Source organism: Sphingopyxis sp. Soil_C_28 (assembly GCF_057657055.1).
This window is the reverse complement of record NZ_JBDGJE010000004.1, coordinates 454,956-481,262: the sequence shown is the minus strand read 5'-3', so window position 1 is coordinate 481,262 and position 26,307 is coordinate 454,956. Positions and strand designations below refer to the sequence as shown.

At 64.7% G+C, this 26,307-nt stretch carries 21 protein-coding genes; 16 read left to right on the top strand and 5 right to left on the bottom strand.

Annotation, left to right across the window (positions count from 1 at the left end; all coding sequences use genetic code 11):
- Positions 1–39: 39 nt before the first annotated feature.
- From AC3A43_RS19565 to AC3A43_RS19555, 3 genes are read right to left on the bottom strand one after another with little or no spacing between them, the layout of a single operon-like run.
- Positions 40–1,443, bottom strand: coding sequence for an efflux transporter outer membrane subunit (locus AC3A43_RS19565; protein WP_487794236.1), 1,404 nt, complete (start codon positions 1,441–1,443; stop codon positions 40–42).
- Positions 1,440–4,637 carry an efflux RND transporter permease subunit gene (locus AC3A43_RS19560; RefSeq protein ID WP_487794235.1) on the bottom strand — a complete coding sequence of 1,066 codons (3,198 nt, stop codon included), beginning with the start codon at positions 4,635–4,637 and terminating at the stop codon, positions 1,440–1,442. The genes AC3A43_RS19565 and AC3A43_RS19560 overlap by 4 nt, the downstream gene beginning before the upstream one ends.
- Positions 4,638–4,643: 6 nt before the next feature.
- Positions 4,644–5,822: an efflux RND transporter periplasmic adaptor subunit gene (locus AC3A43_RS19555; RefSeq protein ID WP_487794234.1), complete on the bottom strand. Its 1,179-nt coding sequence runs from the start codon at positions 5,820–5,822 to the stop codon at positions 4,644–4,646.
- Between the two features lie 359 nt (positions 5,823–6,181).
- Here AC3A43_RS19555 and AC3A43_RS19550 point away from each other — a divergent pair, with 359 nt between their 5' ends.
- Positions 6,182–8,791, top strand: a complete 2,610-nt coding sequence (locus AC3A43_RS19550; protein WP_487794233.1) for a TonB-dependent receptor — start codon at positions 6,182–6,184, stop codon at positions 8,789–8,791.
- Positions 8,792–8,874: 83 nt separating this feature from the next.
- Positions 8,875–10,554, top strand: a complete 1,680-nt coding sequence (locus AC3A43_RS19545) for a hypothetical protein (RefSeq protein ID WP_487794232.1) — start codon at positions 8,875–8,877, stop codon at positions 10,552–10,554.
- Positions 10,555–10,558: 4 nt separating this feature from the next.
- On the opposite strand, the gene AC3A43_RS19540 is transcribed toward AC3A43_RS19545, so the two are convergent.
- Positions 10,559–11,614, bottom strand: coding sequence for a LacI family DNA-binding transcriptional regulator (locus AC3A43_RS19540; protein WP_487794231.1), 1,056 nt, complete (start codon positions 11,612–11,614; stop codon positions 10,559–10,561).
- Between the two features lie 169 nt (positions 11,615–11,783).
- Here AC3A43_RS19540 and kduI point away from each other — a divergent pair, with 169 nt between their 5' ends.
- The 7 genes from kduI (at position 11,784) to AC3A43_RS19505 (ending at position 19,392) form a co-directional block, all read left to right on the top strand.
- Positions 11,784–12,626: a 5-dehydro-4-deoxy-D-glucuronate isomerase gene (kduI, locus tag AC3A43_RS19535; protein WP_487794230.1), complete on the top strand. Its 843-nt coding sequence runs from the start codon at positions 11,784–11,786 to the stop codon at positions 12,624–12,626.
- Positions 12,626–13,381, top strand: coding sequence for a 2-dehydro-3-deoxy-D-gluconate 5-dehydrogenase KduD (kduD, locus tag AC3A43_RS19530; protein ID WP_487794229.1), 756 nt, complete (start codon positions 12,626–12,628; stop codon positions 13,379–13,381). Before kduI ends, kduD begins: the two co-directional genes overlap by 1 nt.
- A gap of 9 nt (positions 13,382–13,390) precedes the next feature.
- Positions 13,391–14,401: a sugar kinase gene (locus AC3A43_RS19525; protein WP_487794228.1), complete on the top strand. Its 1,011-nt coding sequence runs from the start codon at positions 13,391–13,393 to the stop codon at positions 14,399–14,401.
- A gap of 133 nt (positions 14,402–14,534) precedes the next feature.
- Positions 14,535–15,329, top strand: coding sequence for a 2-keto-4-pentenoate hydratase (locus AC3A43_RS19520; protein WP_487794227.1), 795 nt, complete (start codon positions 14,535–14,537; stop codon positions 15,327–15,329).
- Positions 15,330–15,351: 22 nt separating this feature from the next.
- Positions 15,352–16,659 (top strand): MFS transporter, encoded by a 1,308-nt coding sequence (locus AC3A43_RS19515; protein ID WP_487794226.1) that lies wholly within the window; start codon positions 15,352–15,354, stop codon positions 16,657–16,659.
- A 4-nt stretch (positions 16,660–16,663) separates the two neighbouring features.
- The gene (gene uxaC / locus AC3A43_RS19510; RefSeq protein WP_487794225.1) at positions 16,664–18,076 is read left to right on the top strand and encodes a glucuronate isomerase; all 1,413 of its coding nucleotides are present in this window, start codon (positions 16,664–16,666) and stop codon (positions 18,074–18,076) included.
- Positions 18,073–19,392, top strand: coding sequence for a mannitol dehydrogenase family protein (locus tag AC3A43_RS19505; RefSeq protein WP_487794224.1), 1,320 nt, complete (start codon positions 18,073–18,075; stop codon positions 19,390–19,392). The genes uxaC and AC3A43_RS19505 overlap by 4 nt, the downstream gene beginning before the upstream one ends.
- Here AC3A43_RS19505 and AC3A43_RS19500 read toward each other — a convergent pair.
- Positions 19,389–20,276 (bottom strand): LysR family transcriptional regulator, encoded by an 888-nt coding sequence (locus AC3A43_RS19500; RefSeq protein WP_487794223.1) that lies wholly within the window; start codon positions 20,274–20,276, stop codon positions 19,389–19,391. The two genes, AC3A43_RS19505 and AC3A43_RS19500, sit on opposite strands and share 4 nt — an antisense overlap.
- 97 nt (positions 20,277–20,373) lie before the next feature.
- On the opposite strand from AC3A43_RS19500, the gene AC3A43_RS19495 reads away from it, so the two are divergent.
- The 7 genes from AC3A43_RS19495 (at position 20,374) to AC3A43_RS19465 (ending at position 26,305) form a co-directional block, all read left to right on the top strand.
- Positions 20,374–21,867, top strand: a complete 1,494-nt coding sequence (locus tag AC3A43_RS19495; protein WP_487794222.1) for a CoA-acylating methylmalonate-semialdehyde dehydrogenase — start codon at positions 20,374–20,376, stop codon at positions 21,865–21,867.
- 7 nt (positions 21,868–21,874) lie between these two features.
- Positions 21,875–22,801, top strand: a complete 927-nt coding sequence (locus AC3A43_RS19490; protein ID WP_487794221.1) for a polysaccharide deacetylase family protein — start codon at positions 21,875–21,877, stop codon at positions 22,799–22,801.
- Positions 22,802–22,863: 62 nt separating this feature from the next.
- Entirely contained in the window at positions 22,864–23,400 is a 537-nt protein-coding gene (locus AC3A43_RS19485) for a hypothetical protein (RefSeq protein ID WP_487794220.1), read from the top strand.
- A 20-nt stretch (positions 23,401–23,420) separates the two neighbouring features.
- A complete protein-coding gene (locus tag AC3A43_RS19480) occupies positions 23,421–23,726 on the top strand; it encodes an I78 family peptidase inhibitor (RefSeq protein ID WP_487794219.1) in 306 nt (101 codons plus the stop codon).
- A complete protein-coding gene (locus AC3A43_RS19475) occupies positions 23,719–24,114 on the top strand; it encodes a RidA family protein (protein WP_487794218.1) in 396 nt (131 codons plus the stop codon). Before AC3A43_RS19480 ends, AC3A43_RS19475 begins: the two co-directional genes overlap by 8 nt.
- 2 nt (positions 24,115–24,116) lie before the next feature.
- Positions 24,117–25,262: an acyl-CoA dehydrogenase family protein gene (locus AC3A43_RS19470; protein ID WP_487794217.1), complete on the top strand. Its 1,146-nt coding sequence runs from the start codon at positions 24,117–24,119 to the stop codon at positions 25,260–25,262.
- The gene (locus AC3A43_RS19465; RefSeq protein ID WP_487794216.1) at positions 25,259–26,305 is read left to right on the top strand and encodes an enoyl-CoA hydratase/isomerase family protein; all 1,047 of its coding nucleotides are present in this window, start codon (positions 25,259–25,261) and stop codon (positions 26,303–26,305) included. The genes AC3A43_RS19470 and AC3A43_RS19465 overlap by 4 nt, the downstream gene beginning before the upstream one ends.
- Positions 26,306–26,307: the final 2 nt, after the last annotated feature.

Here is a 26,307-nt window from a genome sequence, read left to right as displayed (position 1 = left end):
GACGAGTCAGGAGCCGATGCGTTTAATGACGAAGGCGGGTTAGCGAGCGGGCGTCGTCGAACCCGCGCTGCTGTCGCCGCCCAGCGCGCGGAACAGCGCAATGCGTGTCTGGACGAGCAGCAATTGCGTGCCGATCTCGCTTCGCCGCGCCGAATAGAGGCTGCGCTGCGCATCGAGGCTCGAGAGGAAGCTGTCGACCCCGCCCTTGTAGCGCGCGTCGGTCAGCGTCGCGGTGTCGGCCGCCGCTTCGGTGTTGGCGGCCGCGGCGCGCACGCGTTCGGCGATGGTGCCCTGCACCGCGAGCGCGTCGGCGACTTCGCGGAACGCGGTCTGGATAGCGCCTTCATAGCCCGCGAGTGCGGCGTCACGCTGCGCCTCGCTGACCGCAACGCCCGCGCGGCGGCCGCCGGCGTCGAATATTGTCGCGGTGGCATCGCCGCCAGCCGACCAGCTGAAGGCACCATTGTCGAACAGGCCGGACAGCGCGTTGCTGGCAAAGCCGAGCAGCCCGGTCAGCGAGATCGAGGGGAACAGCCGCGCGCGCGCGACACCGATATTGGCGTTGGCGGCGCGCAGGCCATATTCGGCCTCGATCACGTCGGGACGGCGGAGCAATATGTCGGAGCTGATCCCGGCGGGGAGCGCGACAATCGACGGCGTGACTTCGGCGAGACCGGCGGGCAGCAGGGTCCGGTCGACATCGCCGCCGACGAGCAGGCGGATGAGATTCTCGTCCTGTGCCAGCGCACTTGTCTGCGCTGCGATCGCATCCTCGGCAGTCGCCAAAATCTGTTCGGCCTGACGCAGGTCGGTGCGCGGCGCGACGCCGCCGTCGAGCCGCGCCTTGGTCAGCCGGACATTTTCGCGCGCATTCGCGGCGGTATCACGCGCGATGGCGAGCAGGTCGCGGTCAGCGCCATAGGACGCCCATATGTCGGCCAGATTGGCAATCAGCGCGAGCCGTACCGTGCGCGATGCCGCCTCGGTACCGAGCGCGCGGTTGCGGTCGGCTTCGGTCGCGTTGGCGAGCTTGCCGAACAGGTCGAGTTCGAAGGCGGTGATCCCGCCGCGCAGTGAAAAATCACCGCTGCCGCTGGTGCCGCTATTGTCCGAATAGCCGGCGCCGGCGCTGGCCCCGATTGCGGGGAATTGACCCGAACGCGTGACGCGAACCTGCGCGCGTGCCGCCGCGACATTGGCATAAGCGACGCGCAGGTCGCGGTTGTTTGCCAGCGCCTGATCGGCGAGCGATTGCAGGCGCGGATCGGTAAACACGCTTTTGTAAGAGAGGATCGGCAGTGCGGCTTCGCTCTGCAGCAGATAGGCGTCACCAGCGGGCCAGCTTTGGGGGACGGGCGGCGTCGGCAGCACCGTCTTCGGCGCGAGCGAACAGCCGGCGAGCGCGAGCGCGCTTGCCATGAGCAGGGCGCGGGTGCCGATCATGCCGGCACCTCCGTCACGCCATCATCCTTATTCTTGCCAAAACGCGCACGCATTGCGGCAATACCGTCGCGCACGCCGCGGCGGACCAGAACGAAGAAGAGCGGGATGAAGAAGATCGCGAGGAAGGCGGCGGTCAACATGCCCCCGATCACCGAGGTGCCAATCGCGACGCGGCTGTTCGCGCCGGCGCCCGTCGCGATGGCCAGGGGCAGCACGCCAAAGATGAAGGCGAAGCTGGTCATCAGAATCGGGCGAAGGCGGATGCGCGCCGCAGCGATCGCCGCCTCGATCACGCGCTTGCCTTTGCGTTCTTCCTGTTCGGCGAACTCGATCATCAGGATCGCGTTTTTGGCCGCAAGGCCCATTGTGGTGAGCAGGCCGATCTGGAGATAGACGTCGTTTTCGAGGCCGCGCAGCGACACCGCGACCACCGCGCCGATCAGCCCGAGCGGGATGATCAGGATCACCGCGAGCGGGATCGTCCAGCTTTCGTAAAGCGCGGCGAGGCACAGGAAGACGACGAGCAGCGAAATGCCATAGAGCAATGGCGCCTGTCCCGACGACAGCCGCTCCTGATAGGAAGAGCCCGACCAGGCGACGCTCGTCCCGGGGATCTGGTTTGCCATCGCTTCCATTTCGTCCATCGCTTCGCCCGAACTGGTGCCGGCCGACGGCTGGCCCGAAATTTCGAACGCGGGGACGCCCTGGAAGCGCGAGGTGCTGCTCGGCGTCGTCGCCCAGCCCGTGCGGGCAAAGGCCGAGAAGGGCGACATCTCGCCATCGGCCGAACGCACATACCATTGGCTCAAATCTTCGGGCTTGGCGCGATAGGGCGCATCGCCCTGAACATAGACGCGTTTGACGCGGCCTTCGTCGATGAAGTCGTTGACATAGCGGCCGCCCCACGCCGTCGCGAGCGTCGCATTCACATCGGCATTGTCGATCCCGTAAGCGGTCAGCCGCTGGGTATCGACGTCGATCTTCAACGTCGCCACGTCGGGCAGATCGCTCAGGCGCACCGCAGTCAATTTGGGATTGGCGTTGGCCATCGCGAGCAGCCGCTCACGCGCCGCGACGAAATCCTCGCGGCTCATGCCGCCGCGGTTCTGCAACTGCATGGTGAAACCCGACGAGTCGCCCAGCCCGCGCACCGCGCCGGGAACCAGCGCAAACACCTGCGCATCGCGCAGCCCGCCCAGCGCCTTGCGCGCGCGTTCAGCAATAGCATCGGCGGTGTTTTCCTTGCCTTCGCGATTGTCCCAGTGCGTCAGGTTGACGAAACCCTGTCCGGTATTCTGGCCGACCGCGCCGCCGCCGCCGCCGCCGGCGACGATAAACAGCGCCTGCGTGTTCGCCTTTTCCTGCGTCAGCATATATTTTTCGACCGCATCGCGCACTTCCAGCGTCCGCGCCTGTGTGGCGCCGGCAGGAAGGCGGAACTGGACCTGGACGCGCCCCTGATCCTCGCCCGGCAAAAAGCCGCTCGGCAGGCGTAGGAACAGGACGGCCAGCACGGCTACGATGATCGCGTAGATGCCGAGGAAAAGCCATTTTCGGTCGACGACCTTGGTCACGCTGCCGACATAGCGTTCGACGGTGCGATCGAAGCGGGTGTTGAAGCCGTTTTTGGCGCGTTCGAGCATCGCGCTGGCGCGCGGAAAACGCCCGTCGGGTGCGGTCTCGCCATGTGTCTTCTGCTTGAGGAGGGTCGAGGTCAGCGCGGGACTGAGGATCAGCGCGACGAGAACCGACAACATCATCGCGGAAATGATCGTGACCGAGAACTGGCGATAGATGACCCCAGTCGAGCCGCCGAAAAATGCCATCGGCAGGAACACCGCCGACAGCACCAGTGCGATCGCGATCAGCGCGACCTGCAATTCCTTCATCGACTGGATCGTCGCTTCGCGCGCCGACATCTCCGGATTTTCTTCCATCAACCGCTCGACATTTTCGACCACGACGATGGCGTCGTCGACGAGCAGGCCGATCGCCAGCGTCAGCCCGAACAGGGTGAGCGTGTTGATGCTGAACCCCAGCATGTAAAAGATCGCGAAGGTGCCGAGCAGAACGACCGGAACCGCGATCGCCGGGATCAGCACCGCGCGCCAGCTTTGCAGGAACACGAACATCACGATGATGACGAGGATGATCGCCTCGATCAGCGACTTTTGCACTTCGCTGACCGACAGCTTGATGAAGGCGGTCGAATCATTGGCGTAGGAATAGGCAAGCCCATCGGGAAAGTCTGCGGACAGTTCCTCCATCCGCGCCTTGACGCGGTCGGCGGTTTCCAGCGCGTCGGATCCCGGCGACAGCGAGATCGACATGCCCGCGCCGGGGTGGCCGTTGATGCGGCTGACGACGCTGTAATTTTCGGCGCCGATCTCGACCCGCGCGATATCCTTGATCCGCACGCTCGACCCGTCGGGCAGCGTTTTCAGGACGATATTTTCAAACTGTTCGACGGTCTGCAACCGCGATTGCGCGGTCACCGTCGCGTTGAGCATCTGACCCGCGGGCGACGGCAGGCCGCCGACTTCGCCCGCCGCGACTTCGCTGTTCTGCGCCGTGATCGCGGCGATCACCTCGCTTGGCATCAGCGATACCGCAGCGAGCCGCTGCGGGTTGAGCCAGATGCGCATCGCGTGCGGCGCGCCGAAGATATTGACATCGCCGACCCCCTCGACGCGCGATATCGGATCCTGGATGTTCGACGTCATATAGTCGGACACGTCCGCGTTCGCGCGCGTGTCGGTCTCGTCATAAACGCCGACGAGCAGCAAGGTGTCCGAGTTGGATTTGGTGACGCGGACGCCCTGTTGCTGCACCTGTTGCGGCAGGCGCGAGATTGCCGACTGGATCTTGTTCTGGACCTGAACCTGCGCGATGTCGGGATCGGTACCCTTGGCAAAGATCGCGGTGATGTTCGCCTGTCCGCGCGAGCTTGACTGCGAGCTGAAATAAAGCAGGCCATCGATCCCGGTCAGCTGCTGTTCCAGCACCTGCGTGACGCTATTCTCGATCGCCTCGGCCGACGCGCCCGGATAGGAGGCGCGGATATTGACCTGCGCCGGGGCGATATCGGGATATTGCTCGATCGGCAGCGCAAACAGCGCGCCAACCCCGCCCAGCATGACGATGATCGCCAGCACCCAGGCAAAGATAGGGCGGTTGATGAAAAGGCGCGACATGAGGGGCTATGGTCTCTTTTCTGTTGTCTTCGCGGCGGGTGCCCCCACCCGCTGCACACTGCTCGCCGGAACCGGCTTGATCGGCGCGCCTTGCTTCAAATTGCCGACGCCCTGCGTGATGACGCGCTCGCCGGCTTTCAATCCGGCGGTGATGACCCAATTGGCGCCGACGGTGCGGTCGGCGGTCACCTTGCGCCGCGCCGCCTTATTGTCCTTGCCGACCAGATAGACGAAGGCCGAGCCGTCGAAATCGCGTTGCACCGCGGGCTGCGGCACAAGAATAGCCGCCGGGTTGATCGCCTGGTCGAACAGCGCGGTCACGAACATGCCGGGCAGCAACACACCCTTGGGATTGGGGAAGCGCGCGCGCAGCGTGACGGTGCCCGTTTGCTCGTTGACCGTGATGTCGGAAAACTGGACCGTACCGGCGAAGCCATAGGCGCTGCCGTCCTCCATGCGCAGGCGCACCGATGTGCTGCCGGCCGCGACACCGCCGCTTTCGATCGCCTGACGCAGCGTGGTGAGTTCGGCGCTCGATTGTTGCATGTCGACATACATCGGATCGGTTTGCTGGATCACCGCGAGCGGGGTCGCCTGGCTCGCGCTGACGAGCGCTCCCGGGGTGGCGAGGCTGCGGCCGATGCGGCCGCTGATCGGCGCGGTGATCGTCGCATAGCGCAGGTTGATTCGGGCGGTTTCGAGCGCCGCACCATTTTGCGCGATGGCGGCGCGCGCCATGCGGGCCTGCGCAAGCGCATCGGTATAATCCTGTTCGGCAACCGCCTGCATCTTCGCGAGCGGTTCGAGCCGCCGCGCGCGTTCCTCGGCAGCCTGCGCGCTGGCACGCGCGCTGGCGAGATTGGCTGCGGCCTGGTCGACCCCCGCCTGATAGAGGCTGGCGTCGATCTGGTAGAGCGGCTGGCCCGCGCGCACAAAGCCGCCCTCGGCGAACAGGCGGCGGCGGATCAAGCCATTGACCTGCGGCCGCACCTCGCTGGTTTCGAAGGGCACGGTGCGCCCGCCGAGCGACGTCGTAACGGGCACGGCCTCAACCTTCACGGCGACATAGCCGACCTCCGGCGCGCTGCGGCCGTTCTTGCTGTCATCCTGACCCGAGCAGGCGCCGAGCGAAAGAGCCGCGGCACACAGCGCTCCGGTCAGCGAAAGCGACCTTTTGTCCAGCATAGTTGGTTGTTCTCGTATCGGTTCGCCGGGAGGCGGGGGAGGTATTGCGCCCTTTCAACCGATTGGATTGCCCCATGCAAGCCCAATGCGGGCGCTGCGACAAATTACGACAATTTTCTGTGGCAGAAAAATTGCCGTCCGAGTTGTCATACAAGGACGGCAGTTGTCATACAATTATCGCTTGACACGGGCCGGCTAATTCCCGCATCATTCGTGACACCGGTTACCAGTGCCGGGCAATGAAACAGAAAATGGGAGGGCGACGGGCGCGGCTGCAAGAGCCGAGCTTCAGGCGCAATCTCCCGGGGAAATCATTGGTGGTCGGGCGACAGGCCCGCCGCCGGCGTGGGAGGATGACGATGGCTATTCAGGCAAGGCGGGGCGCCCGGACATGGGCAAAATGGGCGAGCGGAGCGTCGCTGGCGGTGCTGGCAGTGGCGCCAGCCTATGCGCAGGACGCAGCGGCTCCGGCCGACGATGATGCGATCGTCGTCACCGGCATCCGCGCCTCGCTCGAGCGCGCCGCCGATATCAAGCGCGAAGCCGAGCAGGTGATGGACGTCATCACCGCCGAGGATGTCGGCAAGCTGCCCGACGCCAACGTCGCCGAAGCGCTGCAGCGCGTGACCGGCGTCCAGATCACCCGCGTCTTTGGCGAAGGCCAGTCGGTGTCGGTACGCGGCCTGCAACAGGTCCGCGTCGAGGTCGACGGGCGCACCCTGCTTGGGTGGTCGGCGCGCCTGTCGCCGCCCGAGAATGACCAGCTCGGCCGCTCGTCGGGTCTCGATTCGGTGCCCTCCAGCCTGTTCGGCCGCCTTGAGGTGCGCAAGTCGCCGCTCGCAAGTCAGGCCGAGGGCGGCCTGGGCGGCACGGTCAACCTCGTCACGCCGAAGCCATTGTCGTTCAAGGAGCCGACGATCTCGGTTCGCGCGCAGGGCGTCTATTCGGAAAATTCGAAAAAGTTCGAACCCGCGATCACCGGCTTTGCGACGACCAAATTTGCCGACGGGCGCATCGGCGTCATGCTGGCGGGCGAATATCAGAAGCGCACCTCGATGACGCAGACGTTCGAGCGTAACAATTTCCTCAACCGCACCTATACCGGTGTCGGCGGGGGCGTGGTCCCCACCCCGGTGCTGCTGCAATATGAACAGTTCACCGTGGACCGTTCGCGGCTGGGACTCAATGGCTCGATCCAGTTCGAGGTGACCCCTGAATTCACCCTCACCGCCGATGCGCTTTATTCGAAACTCAAGACCGGGCGCCGTCAGGACTTTTTCGCATTCCGCCTGCCGACCGGCGCCAACCCCGTCACCAACCGCGTTGTCGAGAATGGCGTGGTCGTTGCGGGCAACGCCAACGGCACCGTTACCAGCGCGGGACAGATCCGCAACGAGCCGACCGAAAGCTTCCTTTATGGCCTGAACGGCAAATATGAGAGCGGGGGGCTGAAGATCGAGGCCGACGGCTATTACAGCAAGGGCACGATCGACCAGACGATCCAGATCATCACCTTGCAAGGGACCGCCTTGGTCCCCGGCGCGTTCGATTTCCGCGATACGACCATTCCGTCGCTGACGCTGACCGGGCCGTTCAACCCGACCAGCTATGCCTCGTACAATCCGGCGACAAACGGCGTGCGCAGCAACCGGCTGATCGGCCTGCTCGACGAGTATACGGGCAAACTCGACGTCAGCTACGAAACCGGCGGCGGCGTCACGATTGCTGCGGGGGTCCGCTACACCGACCTCCACGCGCGATCGAATGCGTTCCGCAGCCAGGTCACCCCGACCCGCGCTGAACTCGAACCCTATCTCAAGCTGGTCAATATGGGCGACTTTCTGTCGGACATTCCGGGCAGTTTCCCGCGCAGCTTCCTCAGCACTGCGCCGACGTTCGACTATGTCTTCACCCGCGCGCAGGCCGCCGAACCCAATCCCGATGCAAACGGCCGATCGACCTTGCTACCCAATTTGCAGCGCGATTATGATTTCAGCGAACGCACGCTTGCGGGCTATCTGATGGTGTCGGGCGAGGGTGAGATTGCCGGCATTCCGTACAAGGCCAATGCCGGGGTGCGCATCGCATCGACGCGGCTGTCGGTCGACTCCTATGTCAACGTCGGCACCGTCAGCCGGCTGGTCAACGACAAGAATCGCTACACCAATGTGCTGCCCAGCGCGAACATCGCGTTCAACATCACCGACGATTTTCTGATCCGCGTATCGGGATCGCAGACGATGCAGCGCGCGTCGATCGCCGACCTGTCGCCATCGACTTTCTTCAATGCGACAAACCTGTCGGTGACCGGCGGCAACGTGAATTTGCAGCCGCCCGTATCGACGCAGGCCGACGTCAGCTTCGAATATTATATGGGCAAGACGTCACTCATCTCGGGCGCCATGTTCTACAAGGATGTGAAGGATTTCATCGCCAGCTTCGTGACCACCGGGGTCGACACCAATCTCGACCCCCAGGGCCGCGAATTGACCTTCTCGCGGCCCGAAAATCTGGCGAGCGCGAAGATCAAAGGATTTGAAATCGGTATCCAGCAGTTCGCCGACTTCCTGCCGTCGCCGTTCGATGGCTTTGGCGTCATTGCCAACTACACCTATTCGGATTCGGAAGATAATAACGGCTTCCCGTTGGTGGCGGTGTCGAAGAACAGCTACAATCTGGTTGGTCTGTACGAGAAGGGGCCCTTCTCGGCGCGCCTCGCCTATAATTATCGCGACGAGGCGGTCTTCGAATTTTCGGAAGGGCGGCCGAGTTTCGTCGGTTCGCGCTCGCAACTCGACGCGCAGATCGGGGTCGACGTCACCAGGAATATCGCGCTGTCGCTCCAGGCGCAGAATCTGATGCCCAAGAAATCGGCGACGAGCGAGTATAGCAATTTCAACACGACCGCGCTCAACAGCTATGCGCTGTCCGAACGTCGTTTTTCGGTCGGCGTGCGCGCAAAATTCTAAAAGGGTCCCCGGCGTGGCGGCGCCCCCGACCTTTGACGGGTCGCGCGCCGCCATGCCACCGGGCCGCAGGGAGTGATCGGGTTATGATTTCGGGTGATCGGCGCGCGCGCCTCGTTTCGGTTTTGGCGCTCGGCGCGGCGTTGACGCTCCCGGTTCAGGCGCAAACGGCGAAACCGCCCAGGATCCTTTCCGACCCGGCGACGGTGGCCGCGAACCCGCTGCCCGATTTCAGCTATGCAGGCTATGGCTTCGGCCTCGCACCGATCCCCGCCGATGCGGGGACGATCGTCGACGTGACCACCCATGGCGCGATCCCCGACGACGGGCTCGACGACACGAAAGCGGTGCTGCGCGCACTCGCCGCGGCGAACGCAGTGAAGGGCAAGGTCATACTGCGTTTTCCGAAGGGGCGCACGCAGATCACCGAAGTGCTGCGGATCACGCGCAGCGACATTGTCCTCGACGGCGCGGGCAATGGTCCGGGCGGCAGCGAATTGTGGTTCCCGCGCCCGCTGAGGTTGATCGACCAGAGCCACGACTATGACGAGCTGCGCGAATATCTGTTGCGCGAGAAGAAGCAGCAGGTCGAGCCCGAGCATAATATCGATTATCTGTTCACCGAATATAGCTGGGCCGGGGGGATGATCCTCGTCGCGCCGGCAGGCAGCCGGCCGGTCTCCTATGACGGCAGCAAGGATGTGCGCGACCCGGTGCTCGCGACGGGCGTGTCGGGCAAGCAGTTTACCCGCACGCTGACGGTCGACAACACCGCAAAGCTCCAGGTCGGCGATGTCGTGCAGCTACAGTGGTTTTCGGTCGACGGGCCAAACAGCAAGATATTGAAGTCGCTCTATGGCGATACCGACCTGCCGATCGGGTCGCACCACTGGACGTCGCCGAACCGGCCGGTGGTCGCGCAGGCGACGCGCGTTACGGCGGTTCGCGGCAAGACGGTGACGCTTGGCGATCCGCTGCTCCACGATGTCCGCGCCGACCAGCCCGCGGTGGTCGCCGAATGGAGGCATCTCTCCAATGTGGGCATCCAGAATCTGCGGCTGCAATTTCCCGACGCGCCGTCGTTCGGCCATCATCTCGAACAGGGTTATAACGGCATCTATATGACCGGCGTGTTCGACGGCTGGGCGAAGAAGCTGACGATCGACAGCTCGGACAGCGGCATCCTCACCGACAATGCGGCGAGCCTGACGATCGCCGACGTCACCACGACGGGCACGCGCCGCGCACATTATTCGGTGCATGTCGGCGCGGTGCACAATGTGCTGGTCAAGGATCTGAAGGTCGAAAACCCCGTCGTCCATCCGGTCAGCATCAACACGCGCTCGACGCGGTCGGTCTTCCTGCGTTCGGTCGTCGACAAGGATGCGATCATCGATCAGCACAGCGGGTCGAACCACCAGAATCTGTTCGACCAGATCGTGATGCATATCGAGCCGAAAGAGGTGAAGGGCGCCTGGCGGTATCAGCTATGGGTCGGCGGGGGCGCGCCGTATTGGAAGCCGGGCCACGGACTCTACAACACGCTCTGGAATGCCAGGCTGGTGATGCCGGGCAGCGTGCCCGCAGATGCGACGGTGGCGATCACGAGCGGGCTCGAAGGACCGGGCGAGCGGATCGTCGGCCTCCATGCCAATCGCAAGATCGCAGTCAGCTATACGCCCGCGCCCTATATCGAGGGAACGGGGCAGGCGGTCGATGCCGTGCCGTCGCTCTACGAATATCAACTCGCGCGCCGGCGGCGCTGAGGCATCAGCGTCGCGGCGCGGGCGCCACCGACTGCCGTTCGACGAAGGTCGACGCCAGCACATTGCTCTCGTCGTCGCCGCCCTTGGTGCCCGGACTCAGGAAATCGGGGACGAGCGTCTGTGCGGCGCGAATACCCATCTCGCGGATCGGCCAGCGCACGGTGCTGAGCGCGGGCCAGATATGCGTCGCGGTCGGGCTGTCGTCGAAGCCGATGATCGAAAGCCGTTCCGGCACCTTGATGCCCTTGCTGTGCGCAACGCTCATCACGCCTGCCGCCATCTCGTCGTTCGAGCAGAAGACAGCCGTCGGCGGCTCGGCGAGCGAGAGCAGCGCTTCGCCCGCCTCGATGCCCGCGGTGTAGCGGTAGTTGCCCGGCGCATAGAGTTCGGAGGCAAGATCGAGCCCGGCCTCGGCGAGCGCTTCGCGGAAACCCTCCTCGCGTTCGGCGGCCGAACGGAACCCGTCGGGGCCGCGCACGAAGCCGATGCGCCGATGGCCGAGAGCGATCAGTCCGCGCACGGCTTCGGCGACGACCTCGCGATCGTTCGACGAGATGCAATGCTTCGCATCGTCGATCCGCGCCGATCCGATGCGGACATAACGCACGCCCAGATCCTCGCAGAGGGCGGCCAGATCGTCGTTTTCCGAAATCGGCGGCAACAGCATCGCGCCGATCGGCCGCTGTTTTTCGAGGAAAATCCGCACATCTTCGAGCATCTTGTCCGATCCGCGGTCGACTGGGCGGACGAGCAGCGCGAGGTCGCTGTCCTTGATCGCGTCGAGCACGCCGCGCTGGAAGTTGAGCACCGTCTGTGCGTTCGGATTGTCGTGGAGAAGCGCGATCAGGAAATTGCGGCGAAAGGCAAGCGCGCGCGCCTGCGGATTGGGAACGAAGCCGAGTTGTTCGATCGCCTTTTCGACGACAGCACGCGTCTTGTCGGTCAGAAACTCGGACCGGTTGATCACCCGGCTCACCGTCTTTTTCGAAACCCCCGCAAGCGCCGCCACGTCGTTAATCGTCGGCTGCTTGCCCCCCGGCCCCTTATTTTGTGCCGCCATATTCTCTTTCCCCTGCAAGTCCGGCCGAGGTCGGGCTCGCCTTTTCGTTCTGATGGGCGCTCGACGGCGTAAAATCAACCGCCTGGCCGGGGTGCCAACATCTCTTGACACCGGTTACCATCAATTCTAGCAAGTCGGCAAGCCAGAAATCTCGAGCGAGGATGCCATCATGTTTTCCAAGACCTATTACGCCACCCATCCCGTGATGATGGAGGAGGTGTCGAATGCGGAGCTTCGCGATCGCTACCTCATCCAGAACCTGTTCCGCACCGGCGAGTGCGTGCTCAACTACACCCACGCCGACCGCTTTGTGATTGGCGGGGTTGCCGTCGGTTCGGTACCGGTGAAGCTGCCCGCGCAGAGCGAGCCGCCGTCGGCCGCAGGCCACCCGTTCCTCGAGCGTCGCGAGCTCGCGATCGTCAATGTCTCGTCGGCCCCCGGCACCGTCACCGTCGACGGCGAGAGCTTCACGCTTGGCAACAAGGATTGCCTCTATGTGACGATGGGCGCGACCGACGTCGAATTCGCGGGCGAAGGCGCGCGCTATTATCTGGCGTCGTGCCCGGCGCACAAGGCGTTCACGACACGCAAGCTCGGCATCGCCGACGCGAATGCGCTCGACCGCGGCAGCCTCGCCGAATCGAATGAACGCACGATCTTTCAGCTCGTCATCCCGGGCGTCTGCGACAGCGCGCAGCTCGTCATGGGGCTGACCGTGCTCAAGGAAGGCAGCGTCTGGAATACGATGCCCCCGCACATCCACGAGCGGCGCAGCGAGATCTATTTCTATTTCGAACTCGACAATCTCGACAACGACCGCGTGATGCATTTCATGGGCGAAGGCGAGGCGACCCGTCACATCGTCATGCAGAATGAGGAAGCGGTGATTTCGCCGCCCTGGTCGATCCACATGGGCGCCGGTACCAAATCCTATGCCTTCATCTGGGCGATGGCGGGCGAGAATCAGGATTATACCGACATGAACGTCCTCGACATCTGTCAGCTGTCGTAATGAGCGGCCTGTTCGATCTTTCGGGCAAAGTCGCGCTCGTCACGGGTGCCAACACCGGCATCGGCCAGGGCATTGCGCTTGCTCTCGCCGAAGCGGGGGCGGATATCGCCGCCGCGGGGCGCTCGCCCGCCGACGAGACGGTGGGCAAGGTGCGCGGGCTGGGACGGCGGGGCGAGAATTTCGCCGCTGACCTGTCGAGCGTCGGCGCGGTGCAGCCGCTCGTCGATGCGGTGCTCGCCGAGTTCGGACGGATCGATATCCTCGTCAACAACGCGGGGATCATCCGCCGCGCCGATGCGGTCGACTTCACCGAGGCCGACTGGGATGCGGTGATGGACACCAATCTCAAAACGCTCTTCTTCCTTTGCCAGAGCGTTGGCCGCCACATGATCGCGCGCGGCAGTGGCAAGATCATCAACATCGCCTCGATGCTGACCTTTCAGGGCGGCGTTCGTGTGCCGAGCTATACCGCGTCGAAATCGGGGGTCGGCGGACTCACCAAATTGCTCGCGAACGAATGGGCGGCCAAGGGTGTGCAGGTCAATGCGATCGCGCCCGGCTATATCGCGACGAACAACACCGCCGCGTTGCAAGGCGACGAGACGCGCAATCGCCAGATCATGGAGCGCATCCCCGCAGGCCGCTGGGGCGACCCTGGCGACATCGGTGGCGCCGCGGTCTTCCTCGCGTCATCGGCGTCGGACTATGTCCAGGGCCATATCCTCGCCGTCGATGGCGGCTGGCTTGCCCGCTAGGGGCGCGCGATGACCGGGCGCCTTGTCTTTTTCGGCGAACTGCTGATCCGCCTGACCGCCCCGGGCAACGAACTGCTGATGCAGTCGCCGTCGCTCGCGCTTCATGTCGGGGGGGCGGAAGCCAATGTCGCGATCGGGCTTGCCCATCTTGGCCATGATTGCGCGATGGTCGGCCGGGTTCCTGCAAACGCCCTGGGTCGCGGTGCTTTGGCGGCGGTGCGCGGCGCAGGCGTCGATTGTACCGCCGTTGCCAGCGGCCCGGGACGGATGGGGCTCTATTTTCTCAGCGTCGGGGCGGGGTTGCGCTCGTCCGAGATCGTCTATGACCGAGCGGGGTCGAGCTTTGCGGCCACTGGCTCCGACGATTATGACTGGGACAAGCTGCTCGCCGGTGCGGACCTGCTCCACCTGTCGGGGATCACCCCGGCGCTTGGCCCGCGCTCTGCCGAAGCGGCGCTCGCCGCCGCGCGTGCCGCCAAGCGGCTTGGCGTCCCCGTCAGCTTCGACGGCAATTATCGCGCGATGCTGTGGGAAGCATGGGACAGCGACCCGCGAACGATCCTGTCCGAACTGATCGGCATCGCCGACATCCTTTTCGGCAACCATCGCGACCTGTCGCTGGTGCTGGGGCAGGAGTTCAGCGGAGACGGCGGCGACCGGCGCCGCGCAGCGGCCGAAGCGGGCTTTGCGGCCTTTCCGGATTTGAAGCTCATCGCTTCGACCGCACGCCACACGCTTACCGCCGATCACCACCGTGTCGCGGCGCGGGTTGATTTGCGCGATGGCGGTTATCAGACCGACGAGGTCGACGTGACCGGCATCGTCGATCGCATCGGCGCGGGTGACGCCTTTGCCGCGGGGGTGCTCCATGCCCATCTGTCGGGCGGCGATGCGCGGGCGATGGCAAAAAGCGGCCTTGCGCTCACCGCGCTCAAGCATTCACTCCCCGGCGATGCGAGCCGCTTTGGTCAGGCCGATATCGACGCGTTTCACGGTGGCGGACTCGACGTCCGGCGCTGAGCCGCCACCGCCAATTTCACAAGGCGCGGCTATTCGCTGCACGGCTACGGAGGCCCAAGACCCTCAAGTTTGCCCCGTTATTCGCTTGCCTTTGACACCGGTGTCTCTTAGACAGTTTTGCGGAAGAGGGAAAATGACAAAGATGCTGGCAAGCCCCGAACAGGAAAATGTCGCCCGCGCCTTTCTGGCAGCGCGAGCCGAAAAGACACCGCTTACCGCATATCCCGGTGCGATGCCGCAGACGATGGCCGAGGCCTATGCGATTCAGGGCGCCGCGATCGCTCTCGACGGGCGCCGCGTTGGCGGCTGGAAGGTCGGGCGCATCCCCGCCGAGATCGTCGAGCGCTTTCAGGACAATCGTCTGGCCGGCCCGATCTTCAGCGACGAAATATTCGACGGCAGCGCCGGGCAGGTGCCCGCGATGCCCGTCTATGCCGCCGGTTTCGCCGCGGCCGAGGCCGAGGTGCTGCTGTGCTTTGGCGACGTCGGCGCGCGCGACTATGATATCGATTCGGTTCGCGATTGCATCGCCGATGTGCGGACCGGGATCGAGATCGCCAGTTCGCCCTTCATCGAGATCAACCGGCACGGCCCGGCGGTCACCGCCTCTGATTACGGCAATAACAAGGGACTGATCGTCGGTCCGTCGATCGCGGATTGGCGTGACATCGATCTGATATCGATGCCCGTCGAGATGGCAATCGATGGCGAGAGCGTCGGCGCGGCGACGATGGAAACGATGCTCGATGGCCCCTTCGGGTCGGCGCTGTTCCTCATCCGTATCCTGCGCGCGCGGGGCATCGCGATTCCGCCGGGCACCTGGGTGTCGGCTGGCGCGATCACCGGAATTCATGAAATAAAACCCGGCCAGCGCGCCGAGGCAGTGTTCGACGGAAAAATCCGCGTCCGCTGCTCCATCACAGGCTAACAAGCCAGAACGGGAGAGAGAAATGGCACAGGCAATCGCGGGCGGAGGTGTGGCGCCGCCGGTGCCCAAGGCGGGCCGCTACCGCTGGCTGATCGTCGGGGTGCTGTTCGCGGCGACCACGGTCAATTATATCGACCGCACCATGCTCGGCCTGCTTGCGCCGACGCTCGGCACCGAGCTCGGGTGGAGCGAGAATGACTATGGCAACATCGTCACCGCTTTCCAGGCCGCCTATGCGCTCGGTTTCCTGCTCATGGGCTGGCTCATCGACCGCTTCGGGCCCAAGATCGGGTACAGCATCGCCATTTCGATCTGGACGATCGGCCATATCGCGCATGGCTTTGCCGGGTCGGTCGCCTCTTTCATGGCGGCGCGCGTCATTCTTGGCGTCGGCGAGGCGGGGCATTTCCCGTCGGTCGTCCGCGCTTCGAGCGAGTGGTTCCCGCAAAAGGAGCGCTCCTACGCGATCGGCTGGGTCAACAGCGCGACGACGATCGGCGTCATCCTGACCGCACCGACGATCTGGCTGTTCATGATCTGGATGGGTTTCGACTGGCGTCAGACATTCATCTACACCGGCGCCTTTGGCGTGCTTCTGCTGATCCTCTGGCTCTGGCTCTACAGCAATCCGCGCGAAAGCGGGAAGGTCAGCGATGCCGAGCTGGCGTGGATCGAACATGATCCGCCCGAAAAGGTCGAGCGCCTCGGCTGGGGCGCAATCGTCACCAAGCGCGAAGCCTGGGCCTATGCCACCGGCAAGTTCCTGACCGACCCGGTCTGGTTCCTGATGCTCTTCTGGCTGCCAAAATATTTCAGCACCACCTATAATGTCGATCTCAAGGTCGTGCTGCTCCCGATGATCATCATGTATCTGTTGTCCGACGTCGGCAGCATCCTTGGCGGTTGGGTCTCCTCGAAACTCATCCAGACGGGGCACAGCGTCAATTTCGCACGCAAGGCGACAATGCTCGGTGCGGGCTGCTGCGTGCTGCCTTTGCTGTTCGTCTCGGGGCTCGACAATATGTGGCTCGCGGTCGTGCTGATCGGCATCGCGCTTGCCGGGCATCAGGCCTTTTCATCGACGATCCTGTCGATCCCGCCCGACATGTTCCCCAAACGCGCCGTCGGTTCGGTAATCGGACTCGGCGGCTTCGCGGGCGGCGTCGGCGGCATGATCATGGCGAAGTCGACCGGGCTCGTGCTCGACGCGACCGGCGGCAGCTACACCCTCATCTTCGCCGCCTGCACGACCGTCTATTTCCTCGCCGTGCTGGCGATCCATCTGTTGAGCCCGCGCCTCGCGCCGGTCACCGTTGAAAGCAAAGCCTGATCCCATGTCGCGTTCGTTGGTCCTCTCCCCCGACCGTCTCTTTCCCTCCGACCCGGCGCAGCGCGACATCGCGCGCCGGCTTTATAAAGAGGTGGCGGGCCTGCCGATCATCAGCCCGCATGGGCACACCGACCCAAGCTGGTTCGCGGGCAACGAGTCGTTCGGTAATGCGACCGAGATGTTGCTGCATCCCGATCATTATGTGTTTCGGATGCTCTATTCGCAGGGCGTATCGCTAGGCGCGCTCGGCATCCGCAACCGAGATGCCGACCCGCGCGAGAGCTGGCGACTGTTTGCCCAAAACTACCATCTCTTCCGCGGCACCCCGTCACGGATGTGGATGGACTGGGTGTTTGCCGAGGCGTTCGGGATCGATGTGCAATTCGAAGCGGCGACTTCGGACCTCTATTACGACCGGATCACCGAAGCGCTGGCGACCGACGCCTTTCGCCCGCGCGCGCTGTTCGACCGCTTCGGGATCGAGGTGATCGCGACGACCGAAAGCCCGCTCGACACGCTCGATCATCACGCCGTGATCCGCGCTGCCAATGCCAGCGGCGAATGGGGCGGGCGCGTCATCACCGCCTATCGTCCCGACCCGGTGGTCGATCCCGAGTTCGAGGGCTTTCGCGATAATTTGAAGCGCTTCTCCGACCGGTCGGGCGAAGATGCCTTCAGCTATACGGGCTATCTCGCCGCGCACCGCAATCGCCGCGCCTTCTTCGCCGACATGGGCGCGACCTCGACCGATCATGGCCATCCGACCGCGGCGACCGCCGACCTGTCGGAGGCCGAGGCCGAAGCGCTGTTCGCGCGCGTCACGGCAGATCATGTCAGCGCCGCCGATGCCGAGCTGTTCCGCGCGCATATGCTGACGGTGATGGCGGGGATGAGCCTCGACGACGGTCTCGTCATGCAGATCCATCCCGGCGCATTCCGCAACCATAATCCGTGGCTGTTTGAACATTATGGTCGCGACAAGGGTGCGGATATCCCCACAAGTACGGATTATGTCCACGCGCTGCGCCCGCTGCTCGGCAAATATGGCAATGAGGCTGGACTGACGATCATCCTCTTCACACTCGACGAGACGAGTTACGCCCGAGAATTGGCGCCGCTCGCGGGCCATTATCCCGCGCTCAAACTCGGCCCGGCGTGGTGGTTCCATGACAGCCCCGAAGGCATGCGCCGTTTCCGCAGCCAGATGACCGAGACCGCAGGCTTCTACAATAGTGTCGGTTTCAACGACGACACGCGCGCCTTCCTCTCGATCCCCGCGCGCCACGATGTCGCGCGGCGCATCGATTGCGGCTTCCTTGCGCAGCTCGTCGCCGAGCACCGGATGGAAGAATGGGAGGCCGCCGAACTCGCCACCGACCTCAGCTATAATCTCGCCAAGGCGGCCTACCGGCTGTGAGGCTGTCCGGCGAAACGCCGATCCCGGCGTCGGTGCGGAGGCCGGCCTATGACCGATCCGCGCAGGCGGCGGGGATTGTGCATATCGGCATCGGCGCGTTCCACCGCGCGCATCAGGCGGTCTATACCGACGATGCGATGAATGCGGGCGACCGCGACTGGGGTATCATCGGGGTGTCGCTGCGCTCGGGCGGTGTCGCGGCGCAATTGAACCCGCAGGACGGGCTTTACACGGTCGGCACGCGCAGCGTTCAAGGCAGCGCGCTGCGCCTCATCGGCGCGGTGCAACGGGTGCTCGTCGCGGCGGAGAATCCGCAAGCGGTGACCGACGCGATTGCCGCGCCAACGACCCATATCGTCAGCTTTACCGTGACCGAGAAGGGCTATTTACGCGGCGCCGACGGCGCGCTCGACCTGGAGGCCGCGCGCGGGTCATCCAGCCTCTACCGTTTCGTTGGCGCAGGCCTCGCGGCGCGCAAGGCCGCGGGATTGCCGGGGCTAACCCTGCTCAGCTGTGACAATCTCGCGGGCAATGGCGCGGCACTGAAGGGCCTGATGCGGCAATATCTGGCGGCCGAACATCCCGATCTGACCGACTGGTTCGACACGACATGCCGCTGCCCCGCGACGATGATCGATCGGATCGTTCCCGCGACCACCAAGGCCGACCGCGCCGAAGCCGAGGCGATACTCGGCGTCGGTGACGAGGGCGCTGTCGTCACCGAAGGCTTCAGCCAGTGGGTGATCGAGGATGATTTCGCCGGCCCGCGCCCGCGCTGGGAGTCTGTCGGCGCCGAGCTGGTCGCCGACGTCGCGCCATATGAAACCGCGAAACTCCGTATGCTCAACGGCGCGCATTCGGCGCTCGCCTATATCGGGCTCGGGCGCGGCCACGAGTTCGTGCATCACGCGATCGCCGACCCCGAAATCCGTCCGGTCATCGAGCGACTGATGCGCGACGAGGCGGCACCGACGATCGACGCCGCGCCGGGACAGGATCTCGCCGCCTATGCCGATGCGCTTCTCGACCGCTTCGCCAATCCGGCGCTCCATCACCGGTTGATCCAGATCGCGATGGACGGCAGCCAGAAGATTCCGCAGCGCTGGCTCGAAACGCTGGCGTGGCGTCAGGAACGTGGGCAGCGTTGCCTCTCGCTCGACGCTGCGATTGCGGCATGGATCGCCTTCCTGCGCAGTGATCACCCGATCGACGATCCGTTAGCCGACCGGTTGCGCGAAGCGGCCGCCGGTCCGGATGCAATCGAAAGGCTGTTCGGGGACGCCGGCCTGATCGCCTCCGATTGGCGTCCGGCTTAAGCGGGAACCAGCAGGCCCCGACTCTCGCGAACTTCGGCATCGAGCCAGTCGATGAACGCGCGGATGCGCGGTTGCGGCGCGACGTCGCGGTGGAGCGCGAGCCAGAAAGCGCGCGCGACGGTCTGTTCGGGCCGCACGCGCACCAGCCCCGGATCGCCCGCCGCAAGGAAACAGGGGAGTATGCCGACCCCCGCTCCGCCCGCAATCATCCGCCGCTGTGCGAGGATAGACGAGGAGCGCACCGTCGCACGCAGTCCCGGCTCGATCTCGCCCAGATAATCGAGTTCGGGCGCGTAGAGGATGTCGGGCATATAGCCGATCACCGGAATCCCCGTGCGCGAAAGCGGCGCGGCGGCAACCGCGACCTGCCAGTCGGGGCGGTCAGCGGGCGCATAAATGCCGAGGCTGTAGTCCGACAGCTTGCGCGTGATCAGCGGACCCTTGCGCGGGCGCGCGAGCAACACCGCCATATCGGCCTCGCGCCGCGAGGGATTGAGGAAGCCGGACGAGGCGACAAGGTCGATCTCGAGTTCGGGATGCGCCGCGACGAACCCCGCAAGGCGCGGCGCGATAAAGCTGTTGCCGAAGCCTTCGGACACGCTGACGCGTAATTGCCCCGATAGCGCCGACGCACCTTCGCGTGCCGAATGGATGCGCGCCGCGGCCGCCGCCATCGCTTCGGCGTGCGGAACGAGCGCCCGGCCGGCTGCGGTCAGAACGAAACCCGATGGCGCGCGTTCGAACAGGGTCTGGCCGAGCGCGGCTTCGAGCGCGCTCACTCGCCGGCTGACCGTCGTCGCATCGACCTGCAACGCCGCGCTGGCGCGTGCGAGCGTGCCGTGGCGCGCGACAAACAGGAAATATTGCAGCCTATCCCAATCCATGACCTGCAAATATGCAGTATCGTCCTGCAAGTCTATCCCTTGCAATCGCGCCGCAACTCGGCTGTGGCAGCGGCAAGATTTTACGGGAGACTCGGACATGCGACAGATCGACCATCACATCGTCGGCGGTGCCGGCGGCAGCGCCCGCCAGGGCGACGTCTTCGACCCCAACAGCGGCGGTATTCAGGCGCAGGTCGCGCTCGGCGACGCGGCTTTGCTCGACCGCGCGGTCGCCGCGGCGAAGGCGGCGCAGCCCGGCTGGGCCGCCACGAACCCGCAGCGCCGCGCGCGCGTGATGTTCGAATTCAAGCGCCTTGTCGAAGCGAACATGGATGCGCTCGCGCACATGCTGTCGAGCGAACATGGCAAGGTGATCGCCGATTCAAAGGGCGACATCCAGCGCGGGCTCGAAGTCATCGAATTCTGCTGCGGCATCCCGCATGTGCTGAAGGGCGAATATACGCAGGGCGCCGGTCCGGGCATCGACGTCTATTCGATGCGCCAGCCGATCGGTATTGGCGCGGGCATCACCCCGTTCAATTTCCCCGCGATGATCCCGCTTTGGATGAGCGGCGTCGCGATCGCGACCGGCAATGCCTTCATCATCAAGCCGAGCGAGCGCGACCCCTCGGTCCCCGTCCGCCTCGCCGAACTCTTCCTCGAAGCCGGCCTTCCCGAGGGCATCTGCCAGGTCGTCCATGGCGACAAGGAAATGGTCGACGCGATCCTCGATCATCCCGATATCGGCGCGGTCAGCTTCGTCGGCTCGTCGGACATCGCGCATTATGTCTACAATCGCGGCGTCGCGAACGGAAAGCGCGTGCAAGCGATGGGCGGCGCGAAGAACCACGGCATCGTCATGCCCGACGCCGACCTCGACCAGGTCGTCAATGACCTGACCGGCGCGGCCTTCGGCTCGGCGGGCGAACGCTGCATGGCGCTGCCTGTCGTTGTTCCCGTCGGCGAAGGCACCGCCAATCGCCTCCGCGAGAAACTGATCCCGGCGATCGCCGCGCTGCGCGTCGGCGTGTCGACCGATGCCGAGGCGCATTACGGCCCCGTGGTGACGCAGGCGCACAAGGAAAAGGTCGAAGGCTGGATCCAGAAATGCGCCGACGAAGGCGCCGAACTCGTCGTCGACGGCCGCGGCTTCTCGCTTCAGGGGCATGAAAAGGGCTTCTTCATCGGCCCGACCCTGTTCGACCATGTCACCACCGACATGGAGTCGTATAAGGAAGAGATCTTCGGTCCGGTGCTGCAGATCGTCCGCGCCGCCAATTTCGAGGAGGCACTCGAGCTGCCGTCGAAGCATCAGTACGGCAACGGCGTCGCGATCTTCACGCGCAACGGCCACGCCGCGCGCGAATTCGCGGCGCGCGTCAATGTCGGCATGGTCGGCATCAACGTGCCGATCCCGGTGCCCGTCGCCTATCACAGCTTCGGCGGCTGGAAGCGGTCGGCGTTCGGCGACACCAACCAGCACGGCATGGAAGGGGTGAAATTCTGGACCAAGGTCAAAACGATCACCCAGCGCTGGCCCGACGGTTCGCCTGACGGCGGCAACGCGTTCGTCATCCCGACGATGGGCTGACGCCGCTTTGCTGCGGGGCTGGCTCCTGCCGCTGCTGATTTTGTTGCTACTGCCGGTTCCGGCGGCAGCGCAGAAGATGATCGCGCTGTCGTTCGACGACGTCCCGCGCGGGCGCGGGGTCTTCTTCACGCCCGACGAGCGCACACAGCGCATCATTGCGGAGTTGAAAAAAGCAAAGGCGCCGCAGGCGGTCTTCTTCGTCAATCCGGTCGCGATCGGGCAGGGCGACGGCGGCGTCGGCGAGCAGCGCATCGCTGCCTATGTCGCCGCGGGCCATGTCATCGCGAACCACAGCAATAGCCATCCGCGCCTCAGCACGACCGATACCGCCGCCTATCTCGCCGACATCGACGCGGCCGAGGTCTGGCTCAAGGGTCGTCCCGGCTACCGCCCCTGGTTCCGCTTTCCCTTCCTCGACGAGGGCGGCAAGGACAAGGCAAAGCGCGATGCGTTGCGCGCCGGCCTCGCCGAACGCGGGCTCCGCAACGGCTATGTCACTGCCGAATCCTCCGACTGGCACCTCGAAAGCCTGACGCGCGAAGCGGTGAAGGCGGGAAAGACCGTCGACCGGAAGGCGCTCGGCATGCTCTATGTGACATGGCATGTCGAGGCCGCCGATTTCGCCGACGCAATGATGCAAAAGGTCACCGGCCGTCAGCCGGTGCAGGTGATGTTGCTCCACGAAACCGATCTGGCGGCGCTCTATATCGGCGACCTCGTCCGCGCGCTGCGAAAGGCCGGCTGGACTGTTGTCAGCGCCGACCAGGCCTATGCCGATCCGATCGGCAAGGCGATGCCCGATGTGCCGTCGGCGCAGGGCACGCTGACCGAGGCGCTTGCCTGGGCTGCGGGCGTCCCTGCCCCACGCTGGTATCGCTATAACCAGACCGATCTCGCAACCGCGGCGTTCCGCAACAAGGTGCTGGGCGAATGACGCGGCCCGCGATGAAACCCGCCAGCCGCGCCGCGCATTTCTCCTTTCGAAGGAGACGAGAGATGACCCGCCTGATGCTTCCCGCGACATTGCTGCTGCTCGCCGCGTGCAGCGGCGGCAAGGACGAGGAGTCCGGCCCTGAAGCCAGCGCCTCGATCGGCCCGCTACAAAAAGCTGGGCGCCCCGTGCCCGCCGAAACGCCCGAACCGACGGTCGATGCCGATCTGTCCGACGGTGCGGAAGACACTGCGGCAACGCCCGAAACCAAACCGGCGGGCGACGGCAAGGCGATCCCCGCCGCGATCCGCGGCCGATGGGCGCTCAAGGTTGCCGATTGCAAGGCGAAGAAGGGCACCGACCTCACCGCGCTGACGATCGATGCGACGAACCTGCGCTTCTACGAATCGCACGGCGAACTCGCGCGTGTGCGGGAAAGCGATGCCGGCCGCATCGTTGCCGACTATAAATTCAGCGGCGAAGGCGTCGAATGGGATCGCCGGATGCAACTCGACCTCGCCGATGGCGGCAAGACGCTGATCCGCCGCGACGAGGGCGAGGGTGCCGCCGCGGACCCGATGCGCTATACGCGCTGCGTCTGATGGTTTTGAAAGGGAGACTCATGATGGATATTCGCCTGTTAGCCATTGCCGCCGCGCTGCCGCTCGCCGCTTGCACACAGGAACGGCCGCCCGTCGAATCGACCCCGACCCCGCCCGCCGAAGCCGCGTGCAACGCCGACGCGGTGCAGTCGCTCGTCGGCCAGACCGCGACCGCCGAAGTCGGCGGCCAGCTGCTCAAGGGCAGCGGCGCGACCAATCTGCGTTGGGTGCCGCCGCGCACCGCGGTCACCATGGATTTCCGTCCCGACCGGCTGACCGTCTCCTACGACGACGCGCTCAAGATCGAACGGATCAGCTGTGGCTGATTCGACACGCCGCAATCACAGCTCCGCGTCCCCCTTCGAACCGGTCTACGGCTACAGCCGCGCGGTTCGGGTGGGGAACCGCATCGACGTCGCGGGCTGCGCGCCGATCGAGCCCGATGGCTCGTCGACTCCCGGCGATGCCGGGATACAGGCGGCGCGCTGCATCGCGATCATCGGCGAGGCGCTCGAAGCGCTGGGCGGCAGCTTCGCCGATGTCGTGCGCACGCGCATGTACATCACCGACGCCGCCGACGCCGACCTCGTCGGTCTTGCGCACGGATCGGCATTCAAAAATGTCCGTCCGGCATCGACGATGCTGGTTGTGCCGGCGCTGATCCGGCCCGAATGGAAAGTCGAAATCGAAGCCGAAGCCATTATCGAGAAATGACCATGACCGACCAGTTCCAGCTTACCGACGACCAGCTCGCCATTCAGGATATGGCGCGCAAATTCACCGCCGATCGCATCACCCCCTTCGCAGCCGAATGGGACGAGAAACATCATTATCCCGTCGATGTGTGGAAAGCGGCGGGTGAGCTGGGTTTCGGCGCCATCTATGTGGCCGAGGAATCGGGCGGCATCGGGCTCGGCCGGATGGAGGCGGCGTTGATCATGGAGGCGATGGCCTATGGCTGCCCCGCGACCAGCGCCTATATCTCGATCCACAATATGGCGACGTGGATGATCGACCGCTTCGGCGGCGCCGAGATCAAGGCGCGCTTCCTCCCCGACCTCGTCAGCATGGACAAGATTGCGAGCTATTGCCTGACCGAACCGGGTTCGGGGTCCGACGCCGCGGCGCTCAAGGCGACCGCCAAGCGTGATGGCGACCATTATGTGCTGAACGGCACCAAACAGTTCATCTCGGGCGCGGGTTATAACGACATCTATGTCTGCATGGTCCGCACCAGCGAGGAAAAGTCGAAGGGGATCAGCTGCCTCGTCGTCGAAAAGGATACGCCGGGATTGAGCTTCGGCGCGCCCGAGAAAAAGCTGGGCTGGAATGCCTCGCCGACCGCGCAGGTGATCTTCGAGGATTGCCGCGTGCCGGTCGAAAATCTCGTCGGTGCCGAGGGCGACGGCTTCCGCTTTGCGATGGCGGGGCTCGACGGCGGCCGCCTCAACATCGGAGCGTGCTCGCTCGGCGGCGCGCAGCGCTGCCTCGACGAAGCGGTCGCCTATACCAAGGACCGCCAGCAGTTCGGCCAGCCGATCGCCGATTTCCAGAATACCCAGTTCATGCTCGCCGACATGGCGACCGATCTCGAAGCCGCGCGTGCGCTGCTTTATATGGCGGCGGCCAAGGTCACCGCGAACGCGCCCGACAAGTCGCGCTTTTCGGCGATGGCGAAGCGGCTCGCGACCGACAATGGCAGCAAGATCGTTAACGACGCGCTCCAGCTGTTCGGTGGCTATGGTTATTTGAAGGATTATCCGATCGAGCGTTTCTGGCGCGACCTGCGCGTCCATTCGATCCTCGAGGGCACCAACCAGGTGATGCGGATGATCGTCGGAAGGGACCTGCTGCGCCAATGACAGACGATGTTTTGATCGGTGCCGACGTTCGTGTCGGCCGCCTGTCGCTCAATCGCCCGAAGGCGATCCATGCGCTCAACCTTGCGATGTGCGACGCGATGATCGATGCCCTCGTCAAATGGCGCGACGACGATGCGATCGAGGCGGTGATCATCGACCATAGCGAGGGCCGCGGTTTCTGCGCCGGCGGCGATATCCGCATGCTCGCGACAAGCGGCGCGAAAGACGGCAAGGAAGCGCGCCAATTCTTCCACACCGAATATCGCCTCAACCATCTGCTCTTCACTTACGCCAAGCCCGTCGTCGCCTTCATGGACGGCATCACTATGGGCGGCGGGGTGGGTATTTCGCAGCCGGCGAAATATCGCGTCGCGACCGAGCATACGCGCTTTGCAATGCCCGAAACCGGGATCGGCCTGTTCCCCGATGTCGGCGGCGGCTGGTATCTGCCACGGCTCGAGGGCCGCGTCGGCGCTTATCTTGCGCTCACCGGGGCGCGGCTCGATGGGGCGGAGTGTCTGGCGCTCGGCCTCGCGACGCATTATCTGCCGTCCGAAAAGCTTGCCGAGGCGAAGGAACGCATCGCGGTCGATCCGACCCGCATCGGCGGCATCCTGGGCGAATTGTCGGTCACCGCGCCGCCTGCCGGAATCACCCAGCATATCGAACGGATCAACCGCCTGTTCGCGAGCGACACCTATGAGGATATCCTCGCCGCGCTCGAAGCCGACGGCGGCGAGTGGGCCGAAAAGGAGCTCGCGACGCTCCACGGCAAATCGCCGCAGACGTGCAAGGTCGCGCTCCGCCAGCTGAAGGAAGGCGGCGAGATGCACGACTTTGCCGAGCAGATGCGCCAGGAATATGCGATCGGCAGCCGCGTCGTTCAGATGCACGACTTTATCGAGGGTGTCCGTGCGCTGATTATCGACAAGGACAACAGCCCGAAATGGGATCCGCCGACGCCCGAGGCCGTCACCGAAGACTGGATCGACGCAATCTTTGCGCCGCTTCCCGAAAACGAGAAATGGACCCCGCTCACTTAAGC

Coding starts and splice junctions, on each gene's coding strand:
- AC3A43_RS19565 (WP_487794236.1), bottom strand. CDS start 1,443: ATGATCGGCACCCGCGCCCTGCTCATGGCAAGCGCGCTCGCGCTCGCC.
- AC3A43_RS19560 (WP_487794235.1), bottom strand. CDS start 4,637: ATGTCGCGCCTTTTCATCAACCGCCCTATCTTTGCCTGGGTGCTGGCG.
- AC3A43_RS19555 (WP_487794234.1), bottom strand. CDS start 5,822: ATGCTGGACAAAAGGTCGCTTTCGCTGACCGGAGCGCTGTGTGCCGCG.
- AC3A43_RS19550 (WP_487794233.1), top strand. CDS start 6,182: ATGGCTATTCAGGCAAGGCGGGGCGCCCGGACATGGGCAAAATGGGCG.
- AC3A43_RS19545 (WP_487794232.1), top strand. CDS start 8,875: ATGATTTCGGGTGATCGGCGCGCGCGCCTCGTTTCGGTTTTGGCGCTC.
- AC3A43_RS19540 (WP_487794231.1), bottom strand. CDS start 11,614: ATGGCGGCACAAAATAAGGGGCCGGGGGGCAAGCAGCCGACGATTAAC.
- kduI (WP_487794230.1), top strand. CDS start 11,784: ATGTTTTCCAAGACCTATTACGCCACCCATCCCGTGATGATGGAGGAG.
- kduD (WP_487794229.1), top strand. CDS start 12,626: ATGAGCGGCCTGTTCGATCTTTCGGGCAAAGTCGCGCTCGTCACGGGT.
- AC3A43_RS19525 (WP_487794228.1), top strand. CDS start 13,391: ATGACCGGGCGCCTTGTCTTTTTCGGCGAACTGCTGATCCGCCTGACC.
- AC3A43_RS19520 (WP_487794227.1), top strand. CDS start 14,535: ATGACAAAGATGCTGGCAAGCCCCGAACAGGAAAATGTCGCCCGCGCC.
- AC3A43_RS19515 (WP_487794226.1), top strand. CDS start 15,352: ATGGCACAGGCAATCGCGGGCGGAGGTGTGGCGCCGCCGGTGCCCAAG.
- uxaC (WP_487794225.1), top strand. CDS start 16,664: ATGTCGCGTTCGTTGGTCCTCTCCCCCGACCGTCTCTTTCCCTCCGAC.
- AC3A43_RS19500 (WP_487794223.1), bottom strand. CDS start 20,276: ATGGATTGGGATAGGCTGCAATATTTCCTGTTTGTCGCGCGCCACGGC.
- AC3A43_RS19495 (WP_487794222.1), top strand. CDS start 20,374: ATGCGACAGATCGACCATCACATCGTCGGCGGTGCCGGCGGCAGCGCC.
- AC3A43_RS19485 (WP_487794220.1), top strand. CDS start 22,864: ATGACCCGCCTGATGCTTCCCGCGACATTGCTGCTGCTCGCCGCGTGC.
- AC3A43_RS19480 (WP_487794219.1), top strand. CDS start 23,421: ATGATGGATATTCGCCTGTTAGCCATTGCCGCCGCGCTGCCGCTCGCC.
- AC3A43_RS19470 (WP_487794217.1), top strand. CDS start 24,117: ATGACCGACCAGTTCCAGCTTACCGACGACCAGCTCGCCATTCAGGAT.
- AC3A43_RS19465 (WP_487794216.1), top strand. CDS start 25,259: ATGACAGACGATGTTTTGATCGGTGCCGACGTTCGTGTCGGCCGCCTG.